Source organism: Nocardioides lijunqiniae, from assembly GCF_015024225.1.
GTDB classification, from domain to species: domain Bacteria; phylum Actinomycetota; class Actinomycetes; order Propionibacteriales; family Nocardioidaceae; genus Nocardioides; species Nocardioides lijunqiniae.
Genome location: NZ_JACJGM010000004.1, coordinates 24,635 through 43,564, shown reverse-complemented (window position 1 = coordinate 43,564; position 18,930 = coordinate 24,635). Strand labels below are relative to the sequence as shown.

Sequence of the window (18,930 nt, the reverse complement as noted above, 5' to 3'; positions counted from 1 at the left end):
CGGCCGCGGCCGAGGCGGTGGCCTCGCGTGCCTCGCGCAGGAGGTCGGCCGCCCAGGACGAGAGCAGCCCCTCGGCGGCGGGCTCGGTGAGGTCGCGCACGTCCCAGTCGGCGGGCAGGGGCGTGACGGCGGCCTCGCTGACGCGGCTGACGAGGTCGGCGACGCCCTGGTGGGCGGCGTCGCACGCGCGGCGCAGCTCCACGCGGCGGTCGCGCAGCCAGCGCTCGACGTCGGCGAACCGGCCGGTGCGGAAGAGCTGCTGGAGGACGGCGTGACGCTCCTCGGAGCGCGCGCGCAGGAAGGTCTGGAAGCGGCCCTGCGGGAGCATCGCGACCTGGGTGAACTGGGTGACGTTCATGCCCACGAGCCGCGTCATCAGGTGGCCGGTCTCGTCGAGCCGCCCCGAGAGGTGGCGCCACTCGCCGCCGACGCGCTCGAAGAGGGCGACCCGGGACTGCTCGGAGGTGGTGCCCGCGCCGCGCTTCTTCGGGCGCTCCCAGGCGGGGGAGCGGACCAGGCGGAAGCGGCGACCCGACAGGGTGGCTTCGAGGGTCACCTCGGGGGCGATGCCCGGCTCGGCCTGGTCGGAGCGCAGCCGGCGGGCGGTGTTGCGGTCGCCCGGCACGTCGCCGTAGAGCGCGAAGCAGACGGCGTCGAGCACGCTGGTCTTGCCGGCCCCGGTGGGACCGGAGAGCAGGAAGAGACCCGCGTCGGACAGGTCGTCGAAGTCGACTTCGACGGTGCCGGCGAACGGGCCGAACGCGGTGGCGCTCAGGTGGTGCAGCCGCATCAGCCACCCGCCTCGCCGAGCAGGGAGTCGACGTCGGTGTCGTCGCAGCAGGCGTCGACCGCGCGGGTGAGCAGCGTGGTCTCGGACGCCGAGGGCGGCCCGCCGCGCATGTCGGTCATGAACTCCAGCGCGATGTCGCGGTCGGTGCGGGCGTGGGTCGCCTGGGCGGGTGCGGCTCCCAGGCGGTGGGCCGGCCCGTCGAAGCGCAGCACCAGGGTGTGCGGGAAGCGGCGCTGCAGCCGCTCCATCGCGCGCCCCGGCCGCGCGGTGTCGGTGAGCGTGGCCTCGACCCAGGAGCCCTCGTGCTCGGCGAGGCCGGGATCGGCCAACAGGGTCTCGAGGTCGCCGCGCAGCCGGGCGACCCGACGCGGGACGGGTGCCTCGAGGAAGTGCGCCCCGCGCAGCCCGCCCGCGTCGAGCTCGACGAGCCAGGAGCCCTTGCGGTGGCCGGCCTCGGAGAAGGAGTAGGCCAGCGGCGAGCCGCTGTAGCGGATCGACTCGGTGAGGGTGTGGGCGCCGTGGAGGTGGCCGAGGGCGGCGTAGTCGACGCCGGCGAACACGTCGGTGGGCACCCGTGAGACGCCGCCGACCGAGATGTCGCGCTCGGAGTCGCTGGGGGCGGCCCCCGCCACGAAGGCGTGGGCCAGCACCACCGAGCGGGTGCCGGAGGGGCGCCCGGCGAGATCGGCGCGGACCTGCGTCATGGCGTGGCCCAGGGCCGCCTCGTGGGAGCGCCGCGGCAGCCCCCACGGCTCGACGAGCGCGGTCGGGTCGAGGTAGGGCAGGCCGTAGACCGCGACGGGTCCGTGCTCGTCGCCCAGCAGGACCGGCGTGCCGCAGCGGGCGGCGTCGGTGCGGATGTGGACGCCGGCGGCGTCGATCAGCCGTGAGCTGAAGCCCAGGCGTCGTGCGGAGTCGTGGTTGCCGCTGGTGAGCACGACGCTGGCCCGCGACGCCGCCAGGCGGACCAGCGCGTCGTCGGCCAGCAGCACCGCGTCGACGCCGGGCAGCGCACGGTCGTAGACGTCGCCGGAGACGACCACCAGGTCGACCCGTTCGGACTCCACGACCTCCAGCAGGTGGTCGAGGTAGACGGCTTGGTGCGCGAGCATCCCCTCGCGGTGGAAGGACCGGCCGAGGTGCCAGTCAGAGGTGTGGAGGATGCGCACGTGGCGAACCTATTCGCCGTCGCCGACACCCCGGTCGTCCCACGCCGCAGGGCCGCCGAGAGGCAGGTCTCACCCGGTCGGGTCGCCGGTGTAGCGGACGGTCCGGCCCTCGCGGGTGAAGCCGTAGAGCACCAGCCCGCCGCGCCGCGCGAGGTCCACCGACAGGCTGGTCGGGGCCCCGACCGCGACCAGCGAGCCGACCCCCGCGGAGATCGCCTTCTGCACCAGCTCGAAGCCGGCCCGGCCGCTGACGACCAGGCACGCGCCCGCTGGGGGGTCGCCGGCCAGGAGCCGGGCACCGGCCACCTTGTCGACGGCGTTGTGGCGACCGACGTCCTCGCGCACCACCAGGAGCTCGCCGTCGGCGGTGAACAGCCCCGCGGCGTGGACGCCGCCGGTCCGGTCGAAGAGCGGCTGGCGGCCGCGCATCAGGCCCGGCAGGCGGCGTACGACGTCGGGGTCGGGCACCGGGCCGGCCCAGCGGGCACCCGCGGTCACCGAGAGCGCCTCGGCGACGCTGTCCTTGCCACACACACCGCAGGCCGACGACCCGGTCGACCGGGCGTCGTGGCGGTGGCCGGGGTCGGACAGCGGGGGACCGCTCAACGTGACCGTGACGACGTTGAACTCCTGGTCGGGGCTGAGGTCCACGTCGGTGCAGTAGGCGACGCCGGCCACCAGCCCGGGACCCGCCAGCCCCTCGTGGAGCAGCCAGCCGGCGGCCAGCTCGAAGTCGTGGCCGGGGGTGCGCATCGTCACCCAGACGCGCCGCGCGGGCGAGCCGGGCCACGCCAGCCGGATCTCCAGCGGCTCCTCGGTCGCGAGGCGGTCCTCGTGGCGGCGCACGGCCTCGCCGGTCAGCTCCTCCACCCGGGTGCGGGTGGAGGGACCGGGGCGGCGTGCGAGCTCGCGCACCGTCAGGCCCCCGGGTAGGCCGCGCGGACGGCGAGCATCCGCTGCAGCTGGTCGGCGCGGTCGACCAGGCGCCGGCGCACGGACGGAGGGATCGCGTCGTGCTCTGCCAGCGCCTGGGTGGCGGCGAGGACGGAGGCGTCGAGGCTGCCGGACGGGAAGAAGGCATCGGTCACGTCGGCCAGTACCCACCCGCTGTGGGCGGTGACGACCTCGGGCAGCTCGGCGAAGTAGCGCTCGACGTAGGGCGCCGTCACCTGCTCCTGGCCGCCGCGCCACATGCCCAGGCCGGCCGCCACGAGCTCGTAGTTGGGGGCGTCGACCGCACCGGTGAGCCGCGCCCACGCGAACTCCTTGGCCTCGGTCGTGGGCAGCGACGCGCGGGCCCGGGTGTGCTCGACGCGGGACACGGCGGTCGGGTCGGCCTCGAGCTCGGCGTCGAGCTCCGCGGCGTCCGTCGCCCCGAGCGCGGCCAGCCGCACCAGCACCTGCCAGCGCAGCGCCAGGTCGGGCTCGATGCCCGGGGGCATGGCGCCGGCGAGCCACGAGCGCAGGACGTCGGGGTCGTCGGCGGAGGCGATCGCGGTGCGGAACGCCGCCAGCTGCAGCTCCGAGCCCTCGGGGTCGCTGCTGAGTCGTCCGAGCGCCGCCTCGTGGACCCGCGCCAGCGCGTCGGCGCCGGCCAGCGGCACGACGCTCGCGAGCACCCACGGCAGCGTGTTGCGCGGCGCGAGCTCGGTGTCCTCGACGGGCAGCCGGGCGGTGAGCAGGGCGACGACGTCGGCGGGGTCGATGGCGGCGTTGTGGAAGGCGCTGCGCACGGAGTTCCAGACCGCCGCGAGCAGGCGCTGGTCGTCCATGGCGGGCAGCAGGGACCTGAGCGCCTCGACCGTCACCCGGTCGGGCGGGAAGACCCCCCAGCTGTCCTCGTAGGGGTCGAGGACCACCGCGTCGGCCCCGGCGTCGTACGGCGTCTCGGGGCCCTCGATGCGCACCTCGGAGGTCTCCCAGGCGCCGGCGACCGCGCGCGCGACGCGCAGGACGTGGGTGCGGTCGGCGGGGTGCTCGACCGGGGGAGTGCGGCGCAGGACGCCGGCCTCGCGGTCCAGGACGATCGTGTCCGGCCCGGCGGTGCGCAGCCACGAGGTGGTGAAGGAGCCGAGGTCGGCGGCGCCGGCCCGCTCCCAGCTGGCGAACAGGTCCTGCATGGCGGCGTTGCCGAACCGGTGCCGGGTGAGGTGGTCGACCACCCCGGCGAAGAACACCTCGTCGCCCAGGCGGGCGTTGAGCTGCTTGAGGACGCTGGAGCCGCGGGAGTAGGAGATGCCGTCGAAGTCCTGGAGCGCGGCCAGGGCGTCCACCGCGCCGTTGCCGGCGACCGGGTGCGTCGTGGGGCGCTGGTCGGCCACGAGCCCCCACTGGCGACGCGCGTAGGCGAGGTGCGCCCACGCGTCGTCGTACTCGGTGACGTCGGCGGTCACGCGGTTGCCGAGGTACTCGGCGAAGGACTCGTTCAGCCACAGGTCGTCCCACCAGCGCGGGGTGACGATGTTGCCGAACCACTGGTGCGCCATCTCGTGGGCGACCGTGGTCGCCCGGGTGACGCGGGCGCCGCGGGTCACGCGCGAGGTGAAGATCAGCGGGTCGCGGAAGGTGACGCAGCCGGGGTTCTCCATGGCGCCCGCGTTGAACTCGGGGACGAACGCCTGGTGGTAGTCGCCGAAGGGGTAGCGGATGCCGAACAGGCGGTGGTACTCGTCGAAGCACTGCCGGGTCATCGTCAGCAGCTCGTCGGCGTCCTTGTCCAGGTCGCGGGCCAGGCTGGCGCGGGCGCTGAGGCCCAGCGGGATGCCGTCGTGCTCGTCGCGGACCAGGTGGTAGGGGCCGGCGACCAGGGTGACGAAGTACGTCGACAGGGGTTGCGTGGTGGCCAGCTCCCACTGCGCCGAGCCGTCGGCGAAGGTCTCGGCGAGCGTCGCGGCGCCGTTGCCGATGACCACCCAGTCGCGCGGTGCGCGCACGTGGAAGGTGTAGGGCGCCTTGAGGTCGGGCTGGTCGAAGCAGGCGAAGATCGTGGGGGCGGCGTCCATGAAGGACATCCCGTAGACGTAGTGGCGACCGTCGGCTGGGTCGACGCTGCGGTGCAGGCCCTCGCCGTCGTTGCGGAACGGCATCACGGCGTCGACGACGAGCTCGTGCGCCCCGGCCCCGGGGTCCAGCGGCAGCCGTCCGCGGTCGAGCAGGTCGGGGTCGAGGGGGAGTCCGTCGAGGGTGATCGCGCGCACGCTCACCGGCTTGAGGTCGAGGAACGTCGCCTCGCCGGTGCTGGTGAAGCGCACGGTCGTCACCGACCCGAACGTCGCCTCGTCGGAGGCGAGGTCGAGGCGCACGTCGTACGACGTGACGTCGAGGGTCCGGCGCCGCTCCCGGGCCTCGGAGTGCTGGAGGCTCTGGCTCTGGCTGGTCACGACCTCAGCCTAGGAGCCCGTCGAAGTGCTACTGCCTCTTAGGTCCTCCATTCCGAGGACGCGAAGGGCAACCAGACGTCATGCTGAGACGTCGTACGGACAGGCACGCGACCGCGCGCGCCGTCCTTGCCAGGAAGGTTCCCCATGTCTCGTCCCCTCGCCCGCCGCCGCGCGCTGGTCGCCCTCGCGTCCTCCGTCGGTCTCGTGGCCGGCGCCACCGCCTACACCTCGCCCCCGGCCGGCTCCGCGCCGCCGGCCGGCGACTGCACGCCCGCCTTCCCCCTCGCCGAGGTGACGGCCGGCCAGAGCGTCAAGGGCCTCACCGTCGACTCGGGCGTCACGCCCGAGCCCTTCACCGGCGAGGTGATCGGCGTCCTCGACGACGGCGTCGCCGCCGGCATCGACATGATCATCATGAAGCTGGACTCGGCGGCGCTCCAGGACGCCGGGGGCATCTGGCAGGGCATGTCGGGCTCACCGGTCTACGACGCGACGGACAACCGCCTGATCGGCGCGGTCGCCTACGGCCTCTCCTACGGACCCTCGCCGATCGCGGGCATCACGCCCATCGAGGACATGGACGACTACCTCGAGACCGCCGCGCGCGCCCCGCAACGTGTCGACATCGGCGCCCCCATGGCCAAGCGCATCGCCCGGGCCAGCGACGTGACCGCCCGCGAGGCGTCCCAGGGAGCGCGGCCGCTGCCGATGCCGCTCGGGGTCTCCGGCGTCAGCGCCCGCCGCCTCGCCTCCGTGAAGACGCGCCCCTACGTCACCAAGGGCGCCTACGCCGTCGGCCGCGCCGCGGCCGCGGCCGGACCGGCCGACATCGTGGCCGGCGGCAACATCGCCGGCACCTTCGCCTACGGCGACGTGACGGCCGGTGGCGTCGGCACGGCGACCACGGTCTGCGACGGCCGCGTGGTGGCCTTCGGGCACCCGATGATGTTCAGCGGCCCCTCGACCATGGCCATGCACCCGGCCGAGGCGCTGTTCGTCCAGCCCGACTCGCTCGGCTCGCCGTTCAAGGTCGCCAACATCGCCGCCCCGACGGGGACCTTCACCGACGACCGCCTGACCGGCATCACGGGCACCTTCGACGAGCTGCCCGAGACCATCGCGGTCACCTCGAAGCTCACGATGGGCAGTCGCTCCCGCGAGGGCACCACCCAGGTGAGCGTCCCGGCCGCCGCGGCCGAGATGACCTTCTACCAGCTCGTGGGCAACCACGACCGCGTCGTCGACGGCAGCGCCGGCGGCACCGAGACGCAGAGCTGGAACATCAAGGGCACCGACGCCGCCGGCAAGGCGTTCACCATCTCGCGCAGCGACCGCATCACGTCGCGAAGCGAGCTGTCGTTCGAGGCCTCCATGGAGCTCCCCGACGTCGTCTACGCACTCAGCGACCTGCCGGGCGTCACGATCGACTCGATCACGGCCGACGGCGTCGTCACGTCCAACACGTCGACGTACCGCATCACCGCGATGCAGCAGCTGCGCAAGCGCACGTGGGTGACCATCAACCGCAAGAACCCGGCGACCGTGAGGGCGGGCGGCACGCTGCACCTGCGCGCGGTGCTCTCCGGGCCCGGCGGTCAGAAGCTCGTCCGGTCCCAGTTCACGGTCCCGAAGCGGGCCAAGGGGCTGCGCGGTCTGGTCGCCTTCAGCGGCGGCTCGTCGGGCTTCTACGAGGGAGGCGACGGCGAGGAGTACGAGGAGGAGTACTACTTCGAGGAGTCCGAGCCCACCCTCGCCGACATCATCAAGGCGGTGAAGGAGGAGCTGCGCAACGACCAGCTCCGCGCCGACATGATCGTCGCCGGCCGCCGCGTCTCGATCGAGCGCACCAAGGTCCTGGGTCCCGTCGACCAGGTCGTCCGCGGCCAGCGCATGGTGCCGGTGCGCGTCCGCTGAGCGTGACCGTCTAAACGCATGACCGTATGACCGACAGCGGGGCCGGGAGCGTCTGCTCCCGGCCCCGCTGTGCGGCCGGATCCCGGGCGCGGCCCGCGGCCGCGGGTGGTCGGCCTTGCGGTTTGGTCACCAATCGCGGGGTTCGAGCGCCTGAAGGGCTCGGTTGGTGACCAAACCGCAGTCCGGTGAGCGGACGCGGACCTACAGCCGCACCAGCATCTTGCCGACGTTGTCGCCGGAGTAGAGGCCGCGGAAGCCGTCGATCATCGAGTCGAGGCCGTCCACGAACGTCTCGCGGTGCACCAGCTCGCCGGCGGCCAGCCACGCGCCGGCGTCGCGGTAGAAGTCGGAGGCCGCCTCCTGGTGGTCGCTGACGATGAAGCCGCGCAGCGTGAGCCGCTTGGCCACGACCATCATCAGGTTGCGCGGGCCCGGCTCCGGCGCCTGGGCGTTGTAGCCGGCGATCGCGCCGCACAGGGCGATCCGGCCGAAGTCGGCCATGTGGAAGATCGCGCCCTCGAGGTGCTCGCCGCCGACGTTGTCGAAGTACACGTCGACCGGCCCGTGCGCCGCGAGCTGCTTGGCGACGGGGCCGTCGTGGTAGTCGAACGCCGCGTCGAAGCCCAGCTCGTCCACCAGCCAGGAGACCTTCTCCGGCGACCCTGCGGAGCCGATGACCCGGGCGGCGCCCAGACGGCGCGCGATCTGGCCGGCGACCGAGCCGACCGCGCCGGCCGCGCCGGACACGAAGACGGTGTCGCCCTCCTTCAGCTGCGCGACCCGGGTGAGACCGACGTACGCCGTGAGGCCGGGCATGCCCAGGACGCCGAGGTAGGCCGACGCGGGGACCTGGGAGACGTCGAGCCTGCGGGCCTGGCGCGCCGGGAGCACGGCGTGCTCGCGCCAGCCGGCCATGTGCAGGACGGTGTCGCCGACCTGCAGCCGGTCCGACGTCGACTCCTCGACGACGCCCACCGCGCCGCCCTCCAGGGGTGCGTCCAGGGCGAACGGCGGCGTGTAGGACTTCACGTCGTTCATCCGGCCCCGCATGTAGGGGTCGACCGAGAGCACGGTGTTGCGCACCAGCACCTCGTCGTCGCCGAGAGGCGGCAGGTCGACGTCCACGGTCCTGAAGTGCTCAGGGCCGGGGAGGCCGGAGGGGCGGGCGGACAGGTGGATCTCTCGAGTGGTCGCCATGCCTCGATCCTGCCAGTGCGCCGTCTCGGCGCGTGCCCGCAGTGGTCGCGCGCGGTGGCCGACATCACGTCCTCGTGGATGCCGGTGCCGCGGTCGCGCGTCCCTAGGATGTAAGGGTCGCGTCAGCGGCCGTACCAGTTACCGAGCATGACCCGGAGGACCGGGTCGAGAGGATGAACCAGCATGCCCATGGAGCTTCACCTGGCCACCGGAATCGTCAAGGGACGGAGCCACTCGGACCAGGACCGCGCCCTGCTGCGCAACGTGGAGCTCGCCCTGCTGGACGCGCGCCGCGAGCGCCGCAACGCCGCCCGCGCCGCGCGCCGCGGCTGACCCTCCCACCCGGGCCCCGCCGCGCTCCCGCTGGAGCGACGACCTCTGAGTAGGACCGCCCGGGGGAGCCGGCGTTCTGGCAGTCTGTGCGCATGACGCAGCCGACTCCGCAGGACCGCCCCGACACCTGGCGAGGCATCGACCTGACCCGCATCGGCGACGGTCGCTACAAGGCGACCAACGCCCGCGGGGGACTGGTGCCGATCGGCAGCGGAGGCGACGACCCCGACTTCACCCCGGTCGAGCTGCTGCTCGCCGCCTTGGCCGGGTGCGCGGCCGTCACCGTCGACGAGCTCACCAGCCGACGGGCCGAGCCGCTCTCCTTCGACATGACCGCCGAGGGCCACAAGGTGCGCGACGACGGCGGCCAGCACCTCGTCGGGCTGAAGGTCACCTTCGACGTCACGTTCCCCGAGGGGGAGGCGGGTGACGCCGCGCGGGCGTTCCTGCCGCGCGCCGTGCAGCAGACACACGAGCGGATCTGCACGGTGTCGCGCACCGTGGAGCTCGGGACGCCGGTGGACTACACCGTCGCCGAGCCTCCGCAGCCCGGGCCCTGATGAGCGCGCCGAAGGTGGGGCCCTGGACCGAGGTGCCCCGCCAGGACGGCCGACGGTTCGTAGTGACCGGCGCCAACAGCGGCATCGGCTTCGAGACGGCCAAGGCGCTGGCCAAGCGCGGCGCGCACGTGGTCCTCGCCGTGCGCAACGCCGCCAAGGGCGAGGCCGCCGCCCGTCGCATCCGCGGCGAGGTCGAGGTCCGCCCCCTCGACGTCGCCGACCTCTCCTCGGTGCGCGCCTTCGCCGCCGACATCGGCGACGTCGACGTGCTCGTCAACAACGCGGGCGTGCTGGGCGTCCCGTTCGGCCTCAGCCCCGACGGCGTCGAGCTGCACCTCGCGACCAACCACCTCGGCCACTTCGCGCTCGCCAACCTGCTCCTGCCGCGCCTGCGTGACCGGGTCGTGGTGGTGAGCTCGCAGTCGCACCGCTCCGGCGTGCTCGAGCTGGACGACCTGGGGTGGGAGCGCCGCGGCTACGCGCCGTACGCCGCCTACGCCCAGTCCAAGCTGGCCAACATGCTGTTCCTGGCCGAGCTGCAGCGGCGGCTCACCGCCGCCGGCTCGACGCTGCGGGTGACCGGCGGCCACCCGGGCTCGACCGCGACCGCGATCACCGCCAACACCGGCAGCGGGCTGATGACCTGGGTCGGCTCCTGGGGCCACGGCCTCGTCGGCATGCCGGCCTGGAAGGGCGCCCTGCCGACGCTGTACGCCGCCACGATGGACGTGCCCGGCAACACCTACGTCGGCCCGCACCGGCTCCGCGAGATGAACGGCTGGCCCGTCTGCGTCGGCCGCAGCCGCAGCGCCACCGATCCCGACCTCGCCCGGGCGCTCTGGTCGGCCTCCGAGACGCTCAGCGGCGTCACCTTCCCGCTGGCCTGACCCCCTGCGGTTTGGTCACAAACCGCAGGTTCCGGGGCCCCGACGTTGCGGTTGGTGACCAAACCGCAGGGGTCGGGGCGCGCCGACCGCCTCTCACCTAGTCGACGGTGACGCTCTCGATGGTGACGGCCTCGGCGGGAGGACCGTCCACGAGGCCGCCCTGCACGCCCTTCGCGGCGATGCCGGTGAGGACCTCGAGGTCGGCCTCGTCGACCTGCCCGAAGACCGTGTAGTTCGGCGGGAGCTCCCAGGTGCCGTAGACGAAGAAGAACTGCGAGCCGTTGGTGTCGGGCCCGGCGTTGGCCATCGCCAGCGTGCCCGCCTCGTAGGTCTCCGAGCCGGTCAGCTCGTCGTCGAAGCTGTAGCCGGGGCCGCCGCCCCCGGTGCCGGTCGGGTCGCCGCACTGCAGCACCTGCACCTCCGGTGCCTGCGAGAGCCGGTGGCAGTCGATGCCGTCGAAGTAGCCCTGGGCCGCCAGGGAGGTGAACGAGTTGACCGTGCACGGGGCGGCGTCGGCGTCGAGGGTGACGCCGAGGTCGCCGGCGGACAGGGAGACCGTGGCCTGCACCTCGCCGTCGTACGCCGCCTTGTCGGCCGGCGGCTCGGGTGCGTCGTCGGTGGCCTCCTGCTCGACGTAGGTGCAGGGGGCGCCGTCGGGGTTCGACGGCTGGTCGGACGCGGTCGAGGACTCGTCGTCGCCGCAGCCCGCGAGGCCGAGCACGAGGACGGTGGCGGCGATGGCGGCCAGGGGTCGCTTCAGCATGGGGCGATCGTAGGGGAGCCGCTCCTTCCACCACGAAGCCCCCGGGATTGGGCCGGCCGACCTAGGTTGGAGCCATGCAGCTGGGAGTGCACTACGCGAGCTTCAGCCACTCCGCGTGGCAGGACCGCCTCGAGGAGCGACTCAGCGAGACGGCGCGCGTCGCCGACCAGTCCGGCGTGTCCCTGCTGACGGTGATGGACCACTGGTTCCAGATGGAGGACCTCGGCGGCCCCGGCGAGCCGATGCTCGAGGGCTACACGACGCTGGGCTACCTCGCCGCCGTCACCGAGCGGGTCCGCCTCAGCCTGCTCGTCACCGGCGTCACCTACCGCCACCCCGGCCTGCTCGCCAAGACGGTGACGACCGTCGACCGGCTCTCGCGCGGCCGCGCGATGCTCGGGATCGGGGCCGCCTGGTACGACCGGGAGCACGCCGGCCTCGGCGTCCCCTTCCCGTCGACCTCCGAGCGCTTCGAGCGCCTGGAGGAGACGCTGCAGGTGTGCCGGCAGATGTGGAGCGACGACGACGGCCCCTACGACGGCACCCACTACCGGCTCGCGGAGACCTACTGCGTCCCGCCGCCCGTGCGCCCCACCGGAGTCCCGGTGCTCATCGGCGGCTCGGGGGAGCGCAAGACCTTGCGGCTGGTGGCCCAGTACGCCGACGCCTGCAACCTCTTCGGCGAGTCGCCGGAGGTCGTGGCCCACAAGCTCGACGTCCTGCGGCGCCACTGCGACGACCTCGGGCGCGACTACGGCACGATCGAGAAGACGATGATCGCCACGGCCGACCCGCTCGCCGACACCGACGCGTTCCTGTCGAGCATGGCGCAGTACGCCGCCCTCGGCATCGAGCTCGTCACGCTGGTGCCGGGCGGGGACGACCCGGTCGCCTGGACGACCGAGGTCGGCGAGCGGGTCCTGCCCCGCCTCGCCGAGGTGTGAGGCGTGCTCCGGCGCACGATCGCCCGGGCCGGCGGCCTGCTGCTGGCGGCGTCGTTGCTCGCCGCGTGCTCCGAGGCCCCTTCGGACGGTCGCGACTCCGCGCGGCGGTCGTCCGGCGCCGGGGACACGCCCCCGCGCTCGTCCTCCGTCCCACCTGCTGAGGCCGCGCCGGCCCCGGCACCCAGCGTGCCGCCGGCCTCGGCGGCACCTGCGCCCGCCTTCCAGGTCAGCGACGGCCGCCCCCGCGACGCCTCGCTGACGATCTCCGCGCTCGGGCTGCGAGACCTGCGCGTCGTCTCCTACCGCGGCTTCACCGACGACGCCCCGGGCACCGAGATCCAGAACGGCGGCCTGGCCGCCAGCCCGTCGGGACCGCGTGGGGGAGTGGGTCCGGGCGGCCTCGGCAACTACCAGGTCACCGCCCACCGCACCTCCTCCACCCGCGCCTTCGAGCAGCTGCCGGACCTGCGCCGCGGCGACCGGGTGGTGGTGCAGGCCGGCGGCGTGGAGTACGTCTACCGGATCGTCGGCACCCGCGAGACGTCGTTCCGCTCACCGAGGTCGCTGCGCGAGCAGCGCGCGGCCGTCCCGGGCCGGCCGGGCGTCGCGCCCACCCGGGCGATGATCACGCTCTCCACGTGCGCCACCGCCGAGGACCACGCGGAGGGCAACTACTGGTCCGACGAGTTCGACAACCCCGAGCACCGCATCGACAAGATCGGCGTGCTGGTGGACAGCCGTCCGGCCGCCTGAGAGGCCCCGCTAGCGTCTCGCCCATGGCCGAGACGCGCCCCCGTGACGTCGTACCGCTGCGCGAGGCGACGCGTGCCTGGTTCCTGATCTCGCTGCAGACCTTCGGCGGCCCGGCCGGGCAGATCGCGGTCATGCAGCGCACGCTCGTCGACGAGCGCCGGTGGATCGGCCAGCAGCGCTTCCTGTTCGCCCTGTCCTACTGCACGCTGCTGCCCGGCCCCGAGGCCCAGCAGCTCGCGACGTACGTCGGCTGGCTGCTCAACGGCGTCCGCGGCGCGCTGGTCGCCGGCGTGCTCTTCGTGCTCCCCGGTGTCGTGGCCCTCCTCGTGCTCTCGGGGGTCTACGTCGCCTACGGCGACACCTCCGTGGTCGAGGCGGTCTTCCTCGGGCTGGCCCCGGCCGTGGTCGCGATCGTGCTGCAGGCCGTCGTGCGCCTCGGCACCAAGGCCCTCACCCACCCGGCGCTCGTCGCGGTGGCCGTGGCGGCGTTCGCGGCGCTCACGGTCTTCGGCGTGCCGTTCCCGCTGGTCGTGCTCGTCGGGGCGGTCGCCGGCTGGCTGCTCGGCCGCGCCGTCCCCGCGATCGCCACGCCGCGCCCGACGCCTCCCGACGACGGGCCGGCGCCGCTGATCAGCGACGACGCGCTGCACACCGAGCGACCCTCGGGGCGACGGGCCTCCCTGGTGCTCGCCGTCGGTCTGACCCTGTGGGTGCTGCCCGTCCTGGTCGCCGGGCTCCTGGCCGGGCGCGACAGCGTCTACGTCGACCAGGGGCTCTTCTTCTCCGGGGCCGCGGTCGTCACCTTCGGAGGCGCCTACGCCGTCCTCGCCTACGTCGCGCAGCAGGCCGTCTCCGTCTACGGCTGGCTGGCGCCCGGCGAGATGGTCAAGGGCCTCGCGCTCGCGGAGACCACGCCCGGCCCGCTGATCATGGTGGTGCAGTTCGTGGCGTTCGTCGGCGCCTACCGCGACCCCGGCAGCCTCGACCCCTGGGCGGCCGCGACGCTGGCCGCGCTGCTCACGACCTGGGTCACGTTCGTGCCGTGCTTCCTCTTCATCCTGCTGGGCGCGCCGTACGTCGAGCGGCTGCGCGGCAACCGCACCCTGTCCTCGGCGCTGACCGGCATCACCTCGGCCGTGGTCGGCGTCATCGCCAGCCTCGCCTTCTACTTCGCGGTCCACACGCTCTTCTCCGAGACCCGCCGCGAGAGCTCCGGCCCCCTGGCGCTCGACCTGCCCGTTCTGGCCTCCCTGGAGTGGTCGGCGGTGGCGATCACCGCCCTCGCGTGCGTGCTCGTCATCGGGCGGACGTGGTCGGTGCTGCCGACCCTCGCCGTCTGCACCGCCGCCGGACTGGTCTGGAGCCTGGCCGCCGGCAGCCTGTGACGGCCGCCCCGGGCTTCCGACGCCGCTACCCCTCGTCCACCGCCGTGTCGCGCAGGTGCCCCGTCGCCCGGTCCACCTGCTGCAGGAAGGCCTCGGCCTCCTCGACCAGGGCCGCGTCCGAGGGACGGGGTCGGTCGCGCGGCCCGGACGAGGTGAACCCGTACGCCGGGTCCGGACCGGACACCCAGGCGAAGTCGTAGACCCACGGGGTGTCCGGTCGCTGGGTGACGACGAACCGCTCGCCGCTCACCTCCAGCGTCAGTGGGCGCACGCGATGCCTCGTTGCTGGGTGACGGCGACCTCGGGGCCGTCGACCTCGCCGACGATGTCCACGTCGATCGAGCTCCGCCACAGGTAGGGACCCTGCTGCGGGCCGCACGCCTTGCGCACGTTGACCCGTCGCCCGGATCCCCCCGAGCCGGGACCCACCGTGCCGCTGTTGCACTTCACGTTGGCCCAGCCGCCACTCGCAGGCTTCTGCAGGCACACCGTCACCTTCGCCAGCTTGGCGGACCCGCTGATCTTCTGCCACCAGCCGTGGGCGCTGGCCTCACGGTTGGTGACGTGGACGTAGTCGCCGTTCGAGAGGTAGACGGTGCTCGCGCGAGCCGCGCCGACACTGCTCGACGGTCGCCCGTCGTCGACGGGAGCCGCATGGGCGGCGCCGCCGAGACCCAGCGACCCTCCCGCCATCGCGACCAGCAGGACAGTGACCCGAGAGATGTTGCGCATGTCGACCTCATCGTGAGCGGGGAGCCGTGTTGCTCCTGCTCACCATCCAAACAAGCGGCACCGACATGGTCAACGAGCTCCGTCCCGTTGGTCGGATCCCTCCCCGCCGCCCGGGACGCCGGACATACTGGGGCGCATGGAGCTTCCGGGAGCCGGGTCCGCTGCGCTGTCGGCCGCGGTCGCCGCGGAGGACCCGGAGGCCGTCGTGGCCGCGCTGGCGGCGTACTCCGCGGAGCTGCTGCGCACCGGTGACCTCGCCCTGCTCCGCGACGCGGCGAGGGTCGTGTCGCCCGACGGGGGAGTGCTTCGCGGGGAGGTGGCCTGGCGGCTGGGCTACGCCCTCCACCAGAGCGGCCGCTTCGACGAGGCCCTGGCCTGCTACGCCCGCGCCGACCGCGACCCCGCGCACACCTCGCTCGCCGACCTCGCGCAGCTGTACGCGGCGGAGGCGTCGACCCTGTGGGCACGAGGCGACGCCGCGGCCAGCAGGGTGAGCGCCGACCGTGCGCTGGAGTGCGCGACGGGCTCGGGCGACGACAGCGCCCTCGGCTCCGCCTGGGTGTCGCAGGCGCTGGTCAGCGCCCTCGAGGGCGACCGCCACACCAACCGGCACGCCTACGCCAGGGCGCTGGAGGCGGCGGCCCGCGCCGGCGACGTCCTGACCCAGGTCCGCGTCCACAACAACCTGGGGTCCCTGGAGAACGAGGAGGGCCGCTACGCGCCCGCGCTGGTGCACCTCGACGAGGCCGTCGCGTTGTGGCAGCACGCCGTGCCGGCCGCCGTACGGGCGCTGACCTGCATCAACCGCGCGGAGTCCCTGCTCGGCCTCGGCCGCGTGGAGGAGGCGCTCGCCGAGCTCGAGCACGCCCGGGCGCTGACCAGGGATGAGCTGTCGCCGCTGCTCGGCTACGCCGTGCTCGGGTCCGGCGACGCCAACGCGGCGCGCGGCAACGCCACCCAGGCGGCCGTCGCCTTTCGCGAGGCGATCGGCTTCGCGGAGCGCACGGGCGACGCCCAGGTCCTGGTGCCGGCCCTGGCCGGTCTGGCTCGCGCCACGGTGGGGGAGGACCTCGAGGAGGCCCAGGGCGTCCTCAAGCGGGCGCTGGACCAGCCGGCCGCGCTCGGCCAGGTGAGCGCGCTCCTCGCGGCCGGGTGGGTCGCGCTGGTGTCGGGGCAGGAGGACCGGGGCTCGGAGTACGCGCGGCAGGCGTCGCGAGAGGCCGGTCGGCGCCACGACGCACGCGGCCTGGCCGAGGCGCTGGAGCTGCAGTCGATGCTCGCGCCGATGCCGCACCGGCTCGACCTCGTCGACGAGGCGGCGACCGTCTGGGCCGGCACCGGTCACGCCATCGGCCTGGCGACCAACCAGGTGCTGCGGGCACGAGCCATGGGCGACCACGTCGCCGAGCAGTCCGCGCGACGGCGGCTGCGCGCGCTCGGCGTACGTGACGGGGCGACGCGCATCGCGGGCGCGCTGCAGGCGCTGGGCACCACCGAGCGGGCCGGCGTGACGATCCGGGCGCTGGGCTCCTTCGCGATCCACCGCAGCGGCGAGCCGGTGCCGGCCTCGGAGTGGCAGTCGCGCAAGTCGCGCGACGCGCTGAAGATCCTGGTCGGCCGCCGAGGGAGGCCCATCTCCCGGGAGGCGCTGTGCGAGCACCTGTGGCCCGAGACCCTCAACACCGGGAGCCGGCTGTCGGTCGTGCTGTCCACGCTGCGCGCGGTCCTCGACCCCGAGAAGCGACTGGCCTCCGACCACTACCTCGCGGCCGACCGTCAGTCGGTCCGGCTGGACGTCGGCGCCGTGGAGATCGACGTCGTCGCCTTCCAGGACACCGCGCGCGCCGCGCTGCGCGCGATCCGTGCGCGGGGGTCGGGCGGCGCGGGGCCCGGCGGGGTGGAGGAGCTCGAGCGCGCGGCCGCCATGTACACCGGCCACTTCCTCGAGGACGACCCCTACGCCGACTGGAGCGTCGAGGTGCGCGACGAGCTGCTGGCCCTCGCCCTCGACGTACGGCGTGAGCTCGCCGCCGAGCTCGCCGGCCGCGGCGAGCACCAGCGCGCCGTACCGTGGCTGGTCGGGCTGGTCGCCGACGACCCCTACGACGAGCCCGCCCACCAGGCGCTGGTGCGCTCGCTCCACCTCACCCGGCGCCACGGCGAGGCCCGCCGCTGCTACCGCGCCTACGTGACACGGATGGAGGAGATCGACGCCTCCCCGCTCGACCTCGCGGACCTCCTCGACGGCCGCTCCGCCTGAAGGCTGAACGCGTGAAGGAAGGTTTCCCGAAGGCTTCTCGAAGAGCCGCTCCCGACACTGGCCGGGTCAGTCCGACCCTCCAGCAGAAGCGAGTCGTCATGAAGTCCCAGCTCGTCCGCTCCACGCCCGCCGCCCTCCTCCTGTGCGGGGCCGTCCTGCTCGCCGGGTCCGGTGGCGCCGTCGCCGGCTCGATGATCACGGGAGCACAGATCAAGAACGGCACGGTCACCTCCGCCGACCTGAAGAACAAGACCGTCAAGCCCTCCGACCTGAGCCCGGCGACCACCCGCAAGCTGCAGCGCGTGGGTGCCTACCAGCGCGTCACCCAGTCGGTCGTGGTGGCACCCGGCGACAACGGCCAGATCGCCGCCCAGTGCGCCCCCGGCTCGATGGTCCTCGGCGTCGCGGCCCACTGGCAGCTGAGCTTCGCGGGCCCCCAGACGCTCATCAACCCGGCCAACACGGTCGGCATGGCGTACGGCATCAACAACGCCGGCGCCAACGACACCCTCATCGTGGACGTCACCTGCGGTCGCGTCGCCTCCTGAGGGAGCGGGGGAGCGGCGGTCGCCCTTGCGGTTTGGTCACAGACCGCAAGCCCGAGGCCCCGAAACGTGCGGTTGGTGACCAAACCACAGCACCCGCGGGCCCACGGCTCCGCCCGCCGCCCCGCGTCGCTGCGCCGGAGTCCGCCCAGTCAGCGATAGGTTCCGTGCGGGTCGCAGCTGCCGGGGACGGTCCCCGGGTGCAGCGGCCACCCAGGGGGCACGGTGCAGATCGAGGTCATGGCGTCGTCGCCCACCTACGGGGGAGCTGGATCGATCGACCTCGTCGGCGAGTTCCTGCTCGAGGGCCTGGCGCCGGTCGGTGAGGCTGTCGAGCGGATCGAGGTCGACCTCCTTCTGACGGCCACTCCGGAGGCTCCGCGCGACACCTACGACGACGGCGCTCACGAGGTCGGTGTCGTTGTCGGTGTCGGCCTTGTCGTCGATCCCGACGTCCAGGCGATCCTGGACGCCCTCGCCGAGGCTGCACGTGACGGGATGGCGATGTCTCCCGGCGACGCCGGCTGGGGCCTGGCCCACGAGCAGGAGCGGCAGAAGGGCCCGTCCCTGGTCTTCCGGCGCAGCGCCCGCCGTGTCCGCGTCCGCGTCGTGAGCAGGTTGTCGGAGCTCGACGTCTTCGGCAGCGAGCCGCGACCCGCCACCTTCGCCACCGCCGCGCGCGAGATCGTCGACGGGCTAGAGCCGCTACGTCAGCGTGCCACGAAGGGCGACGACCTCGACGTGGCCACGCTCCTGGCGCACCTGGAGGCCAGGCTCGCGCAGCTGCCCGAGACCGACGAGGACCTTCACACGACGCTGGCGCCGCTGGTCGCCGAGCGGCTGGAGCGGTGGGCGGCTTTGTCGCCCTGGGACGTGGTGGACGTGGACTGGTCCCTCTACGCGCCCGAGGCGCGGACCCTCCTCGACGACCCGTTCTTCTGGGACCCCGCCGACGACGAGGCCCCGCACGGGAGTGACACCGGTGCCGACGTCCTCGCCGAGTTCCTGGACCAGCGTCCCCGCGACCCGCTCGCCTTCCTCGAGTCGCAGGCCACCGGGTGGGGCTTCGACTCGCTGGCAGAGCTGGGGCGGGAGGAGCCCGAGGAGCACGACACGCTGATCGTCGCAGCGGCGTTCGCACAGCTGAAGGTGACGGCCCGGATCGACTCCACGCTGGGGGAGATGGCGATGGAGGCGCTGGGACGTCGCACCGGCGACGAGGCCGACGCGACCGACGACCTGCTCGTGTCCGCCCTCGCCAACGCGACCGAGCGCGCATGAGAGGCGAGCCGCCCTGACCCAGGCGCGCCAGGGATGA

The 18,930-nt window shown here is 73.8% G+C and carries 18 protein-coding genes; 10 read left to right on the top strand and 8 right to left on the bottom strand.

From position 1 onward, the window contains the following. The 4 genes from IRQ30_RS03710 to pepN form a co-directional block, all read right to left on the bottom strand. Nucleotides 1-790 (bottom strand): AAA family ATPase (locus IRQ30_RS03710; protein ID WP_193611695.1); only part of this gene is annotated, 790 nt, incomplete at its 3' end. After that, nucleotides 790-1,959: an exonuclease SbcCD subunit D C-terminal domain-containing protein gene (locus IRQ30_RS24080; protein WP_193611694.1), complete on the bottom strand. Its 1,170-nt coding sequence runs from the start codon at nt 1,957-1,959 to the stop codon at nt 790-792. The genes IRQ30_RS24080 and IRQ30_RS03710, both read right to left, overlap by 1 nt. Before the next feature lie 69 nt (nt 1,960-2,028). Next, nucleotides 2,029-2,874, bottom strand: coding sequence for a formate dehydrogenase accessory sulfurtransferase FdhD (locus IRQ30_RS03700; RefSeq protein WP_193611693.1), 846 nt, complete (start codon nt 2,872-2,874; stop codon nt 2,029-2,031). Nucleotides 2,875-2,876: 2 nt separating this feature from the next. Continuing rightward, nucleotides 2,877-5,339, bottom strand: coding sequence for an aminopeptidase N (pepN, locus tag IRQ30_RS03695; RefSeq protein WP_193611692.1), 2,463 nt, complete (start codon nt 5,337-5,339; stop codon nt 2,877-2,879). A 144-nt stretch (nt 5,340-5,483) separates the two neighbouring features. On the opposite strand from pepN, the gene IRQ30_RS03690 reads away from it, so the two are divergent. Continuing rightward, the gene (locus IRQ30_RS03690) at nt 5,484-7,253 is read left to right on the top strand and encodes a SpoIVB peptidase S55 domain-containing protein (protein ID WP_193611691.1); all 1,770 of its coding nucleotides are present in this window, start codon (nt 5,484-5,486) and stop codon (nt 7,251-7,253) included. Nucleotides 7,254-7,454: 201 nt separating this feature from the next. Here the strand turns inward: IRQ30_RS03690 and IRQ30_RS03685 are convergent, their stop codons facing one another. Beyond that, nucleotides 7,455-8,450 carry an NADP-dependent oxidoreductase gene (locus tag IRQ30_RS03685; RefSeq protein WP_193611690.1) on the bottom strand — a complete coding sequence of 332 codons (996 nt, stop codon included), beginning with the start codon at nt 8,448-8,450 and terminating at the stop codon, nt 7,455-7,457. 183 nt (nt 8,451-8,633) lie between these two features. On the opposite strand from IRQ30_RS03685, the gene IRQ30_RS03680 reads away from it, so the two are divergent. The 3 genes from IRQ30_RS03680 to IRQ30_RS03670 all read left to right on the top strand — a co-directional run bounded on the left by IRQ30_RS03680 (nt 8,634) and on the right by IRQ30_RS03670 (nt 10,230). Continuing rightward, nucleotides 8,634-8,783, top strand: coding sequence for a hypothetical protein (locus tag IRQ30_RS03680; protein ID WP_193611689.1), 150 nt, complete (start codon nt 8,634-8,636; stop codon nt 8,781-8,783). Between the two features lie 92 nt (nt 8,784-8,875). After that, nucleotides 8,876-9,343, top strand: coding sequence for an OsmC family protein (locus IRQ30_RS03675; protein WP_193611688.1), 468 nt, complete (start codon nt 8,876-8,878; stop codon nt 9,341-9,343). Beyond that, nucleotides 9,343-10,230 carry an oxidoreductase gene (locus tag IRQ30_RS03670; protein WP_193611687.1) on the top strand — a complete coding sequence of 296 codons (888 nt, stop codon included), beginning with the start codon at nt 9,343-9,345 and terminating at the stop codon, nt 10,228-10,230. Before IRQ30_RS03675 ends, IRQ30_RS03670 begins: the two co-directional genes overlap by 1 nt. Nucleotides 10,231-10,327: 97 nt before the next feature. Here the strand turns inward: IRQ30_RS03670 and IRQ30_RS03665 are convergent, their stop codons facing one another. Beyond that, the gene (locus IRQ30_RS03665; protein WP_193611686.1) at nt 10,328-10,993 is read right to left on the bottom strand and encodes a peptidylprolyl isomerase; all 666 of its coding nucleotides are present in this window, start codon (nt 10,991-10,993) and stop codon (nt 10,328-10,330) included. 74 nt (nt 10,994-11,067) lie between these two features. Here IRQ30_RS03665 and IRQ30_RS03660 point away from each other — a divergent pair, with 74 nt between their 5' ends. The 3 genes from IRQ30_RS03660 to chrA are packed head-to-tail and all read left to right on the top strand — an operon-like array spanning nt 11,068 to nt 14,075. Next, entirely contained in the window at nt 11,068-11,937 is an 870-nt protein-coding gene (locus IRQ30_RS03660; RefSeq protein WP_193611685.1) for an LLM class F420-dependent oxidoreductase, read from the top strand. Nucleotides 11,938-11,940: 3 nt separating this feature from the next. Further along, a complete protein-coding gene (locus tag IRQ30_RS03655) occupies nt 11,941-12,690 on the top strand; it encodes a sortase domain-containing protein (RefSeq protein ID WP_338089554.1) in 750 nt (249 codons plus the stop codon). Nucleotides 12,691-12,713: 23 nt separating this feature from the next. Further along, a complete protein-coding gene (chrA, locus tag IRQ30_RS03650; protein WP_193611684.1) occupies nt 12,714-14,075 on the top strand; it encodes a chromate efflux transporter in 1,362 nt (453 codons plus the stop codon). Nucleotides 14,076-14,100: 25 nt separating this feature from the next. On the opposite strand, the gene IRQ30_RS03645 is transcribed toward chrA, so the two are convergent. Further along, nucleotides 14,101-14,346 (bottom strand): hypothetical protein, encoded by a 246-nt coding sequence (locus IRQ30_RS03645; RefSeq protein ID WP_193611683.1) that lies wholly within the window; start codon nt 14,344-14,346, stop codon nt 14,101-14,103. Next, complete coding sequence (locus IRQ30_RS03640) at nt 14,334-14,807, bottom strand: hypothetical protein (RefSeq protein ID WP_193611682.1); 474 nt, start codon at nt 14,805-14,807, stop codon at nt 14,334-14,336. Before IRQ30_RS03640 ends, IRQ30_RS03645 begins: the two co-directional genes overlap by 13 nt. Before the next feature lie 136 nt (nt 14,808-14,943). On the opposite strand from IRQ30_RS03640, the gene IRQ30_RS03635 reads away from it, so the two are divergent. From IRQ30_RS03635 to IRQ30_RS03625, 3 genes are all read left to right on the top strand, one after another. Next, the gene (locus IRQ30_RS03635) at nt 14,944-17,067 is read left to right on the top strand and encodes an AfsR/SARP family transcriptional regulator (RefSeq protein WP_193611681.1); all 2,124 of its coding nucleotides are present in this window, start codon (nt 14,944-14,946) and stop codon (nt 17,065-17,067) included. A gap of 98 nt (nt 17,068-17,165) precedes the next feature. Continuing rightward, on the top strand, nt 17,166-17,615 hold the full coding sequence (locus tag IRQ30_RS03630) for a hypothetical protein (RefSeq protein WP_193611680.1): 450 nt from the start codon (nt 17,166-17,168) through the stop codon (nt 17,613-17,615). 222 nt (nt 17,616-17,837) lie between these two features. Then, nucleotides 17,838-18,893: a hypothetical protein gene (locus IRQ30_RS03625; protein WP_193611679.1), complete on the top strand. Its 1,056-nt coding sequence runs from the start codon at nt 17,838-17,840 to the stop codon at nt 18,891-18,893. Nucleotides 18,894-18,930: the final 37 nt, after the last annotated feature.

Bases quoted from the DNA above. Each gene is read 5' to 3' on its own strand.
- IRQ30_RS03690 (WP_193611691.1), top strand. From the start codon at position 5,484: ATGTCTCGTCCCCTCGCCCGCCGCCGCGCGCTGGTCGCCCTCGCGTCC.
- IRQ30_RS03685 (WP_193611690.1), bottom strand. From the start codon at position 8,450: ATGGCGACCACTCGAGAGATCCACCTGTCCGCCCGCCCCTCCGGCCTC.
- IRQ30_RS03680 (WP_193611689.1), top strand. From the start codon at position 8,634: ATGCCCATGGAGCTTCACCTGGCCACCGGAATCGTCAAGGGACGGAGC.
- IRQ30_RS03675 (WP_193611688.1), top strand. From the start codon at position 8,876: ATGACGCAGCCGACTCCGCAGGACCGCCCCGACACCTGGCGAGGCATC.
- IRQ30_RS03670 (WP_193611687.1), top strand. From the start codon at position 9,343: ATGAGCGCGCCGAAGGTGGGGCCCTGGACCGAGGTGCCCCGCCAGGAC.
- IRQ30_RS03665 (WP_193611686.1), bottom strand. From the start codon at position 10,993: ATGCTGAAGCGACCCCTGGCCGCCATCGCCGCCACCGTCCTCGTGCTC.
- IRQ30_RS03660 (WP_193611685.1), top strand. From the start codon at position 11,068: ATGCAGCTGGGAGTGCACTACGCGAGCTTCAGCCACTCCGCGTGGCAG.
- chrA (WP_193611684.1), top strand. From the start codon at position 12,714: ATGGCCGAGACGCGCCCCCGTGACGTCGTACCGCTGCGCGAGGCGACG.
- IRQ30_RS03640 (WP_193611682.1), bottom strand. From the start codon at position 14,807: ATGCGCAACATCTCTCGGGTCACTGTCCTGCTGGTCGCGATGGCGGGA.
- IRQ30_RS03635 (WP_193611681.1), top strand. From the start codon at position 14,944: ATGGAGCTTCCGGGAGCCGGGTCCGCTGCGCTGTCGGCCGCGGTCGCC.
- IRQ30_RS03630 (WP_193611680.1), top strand. From the start codon at position 17,166: ATGAAGTCCCAGCTCGTCCGCTCCACGCCCGCCGCCCTCCTCCTGTGC.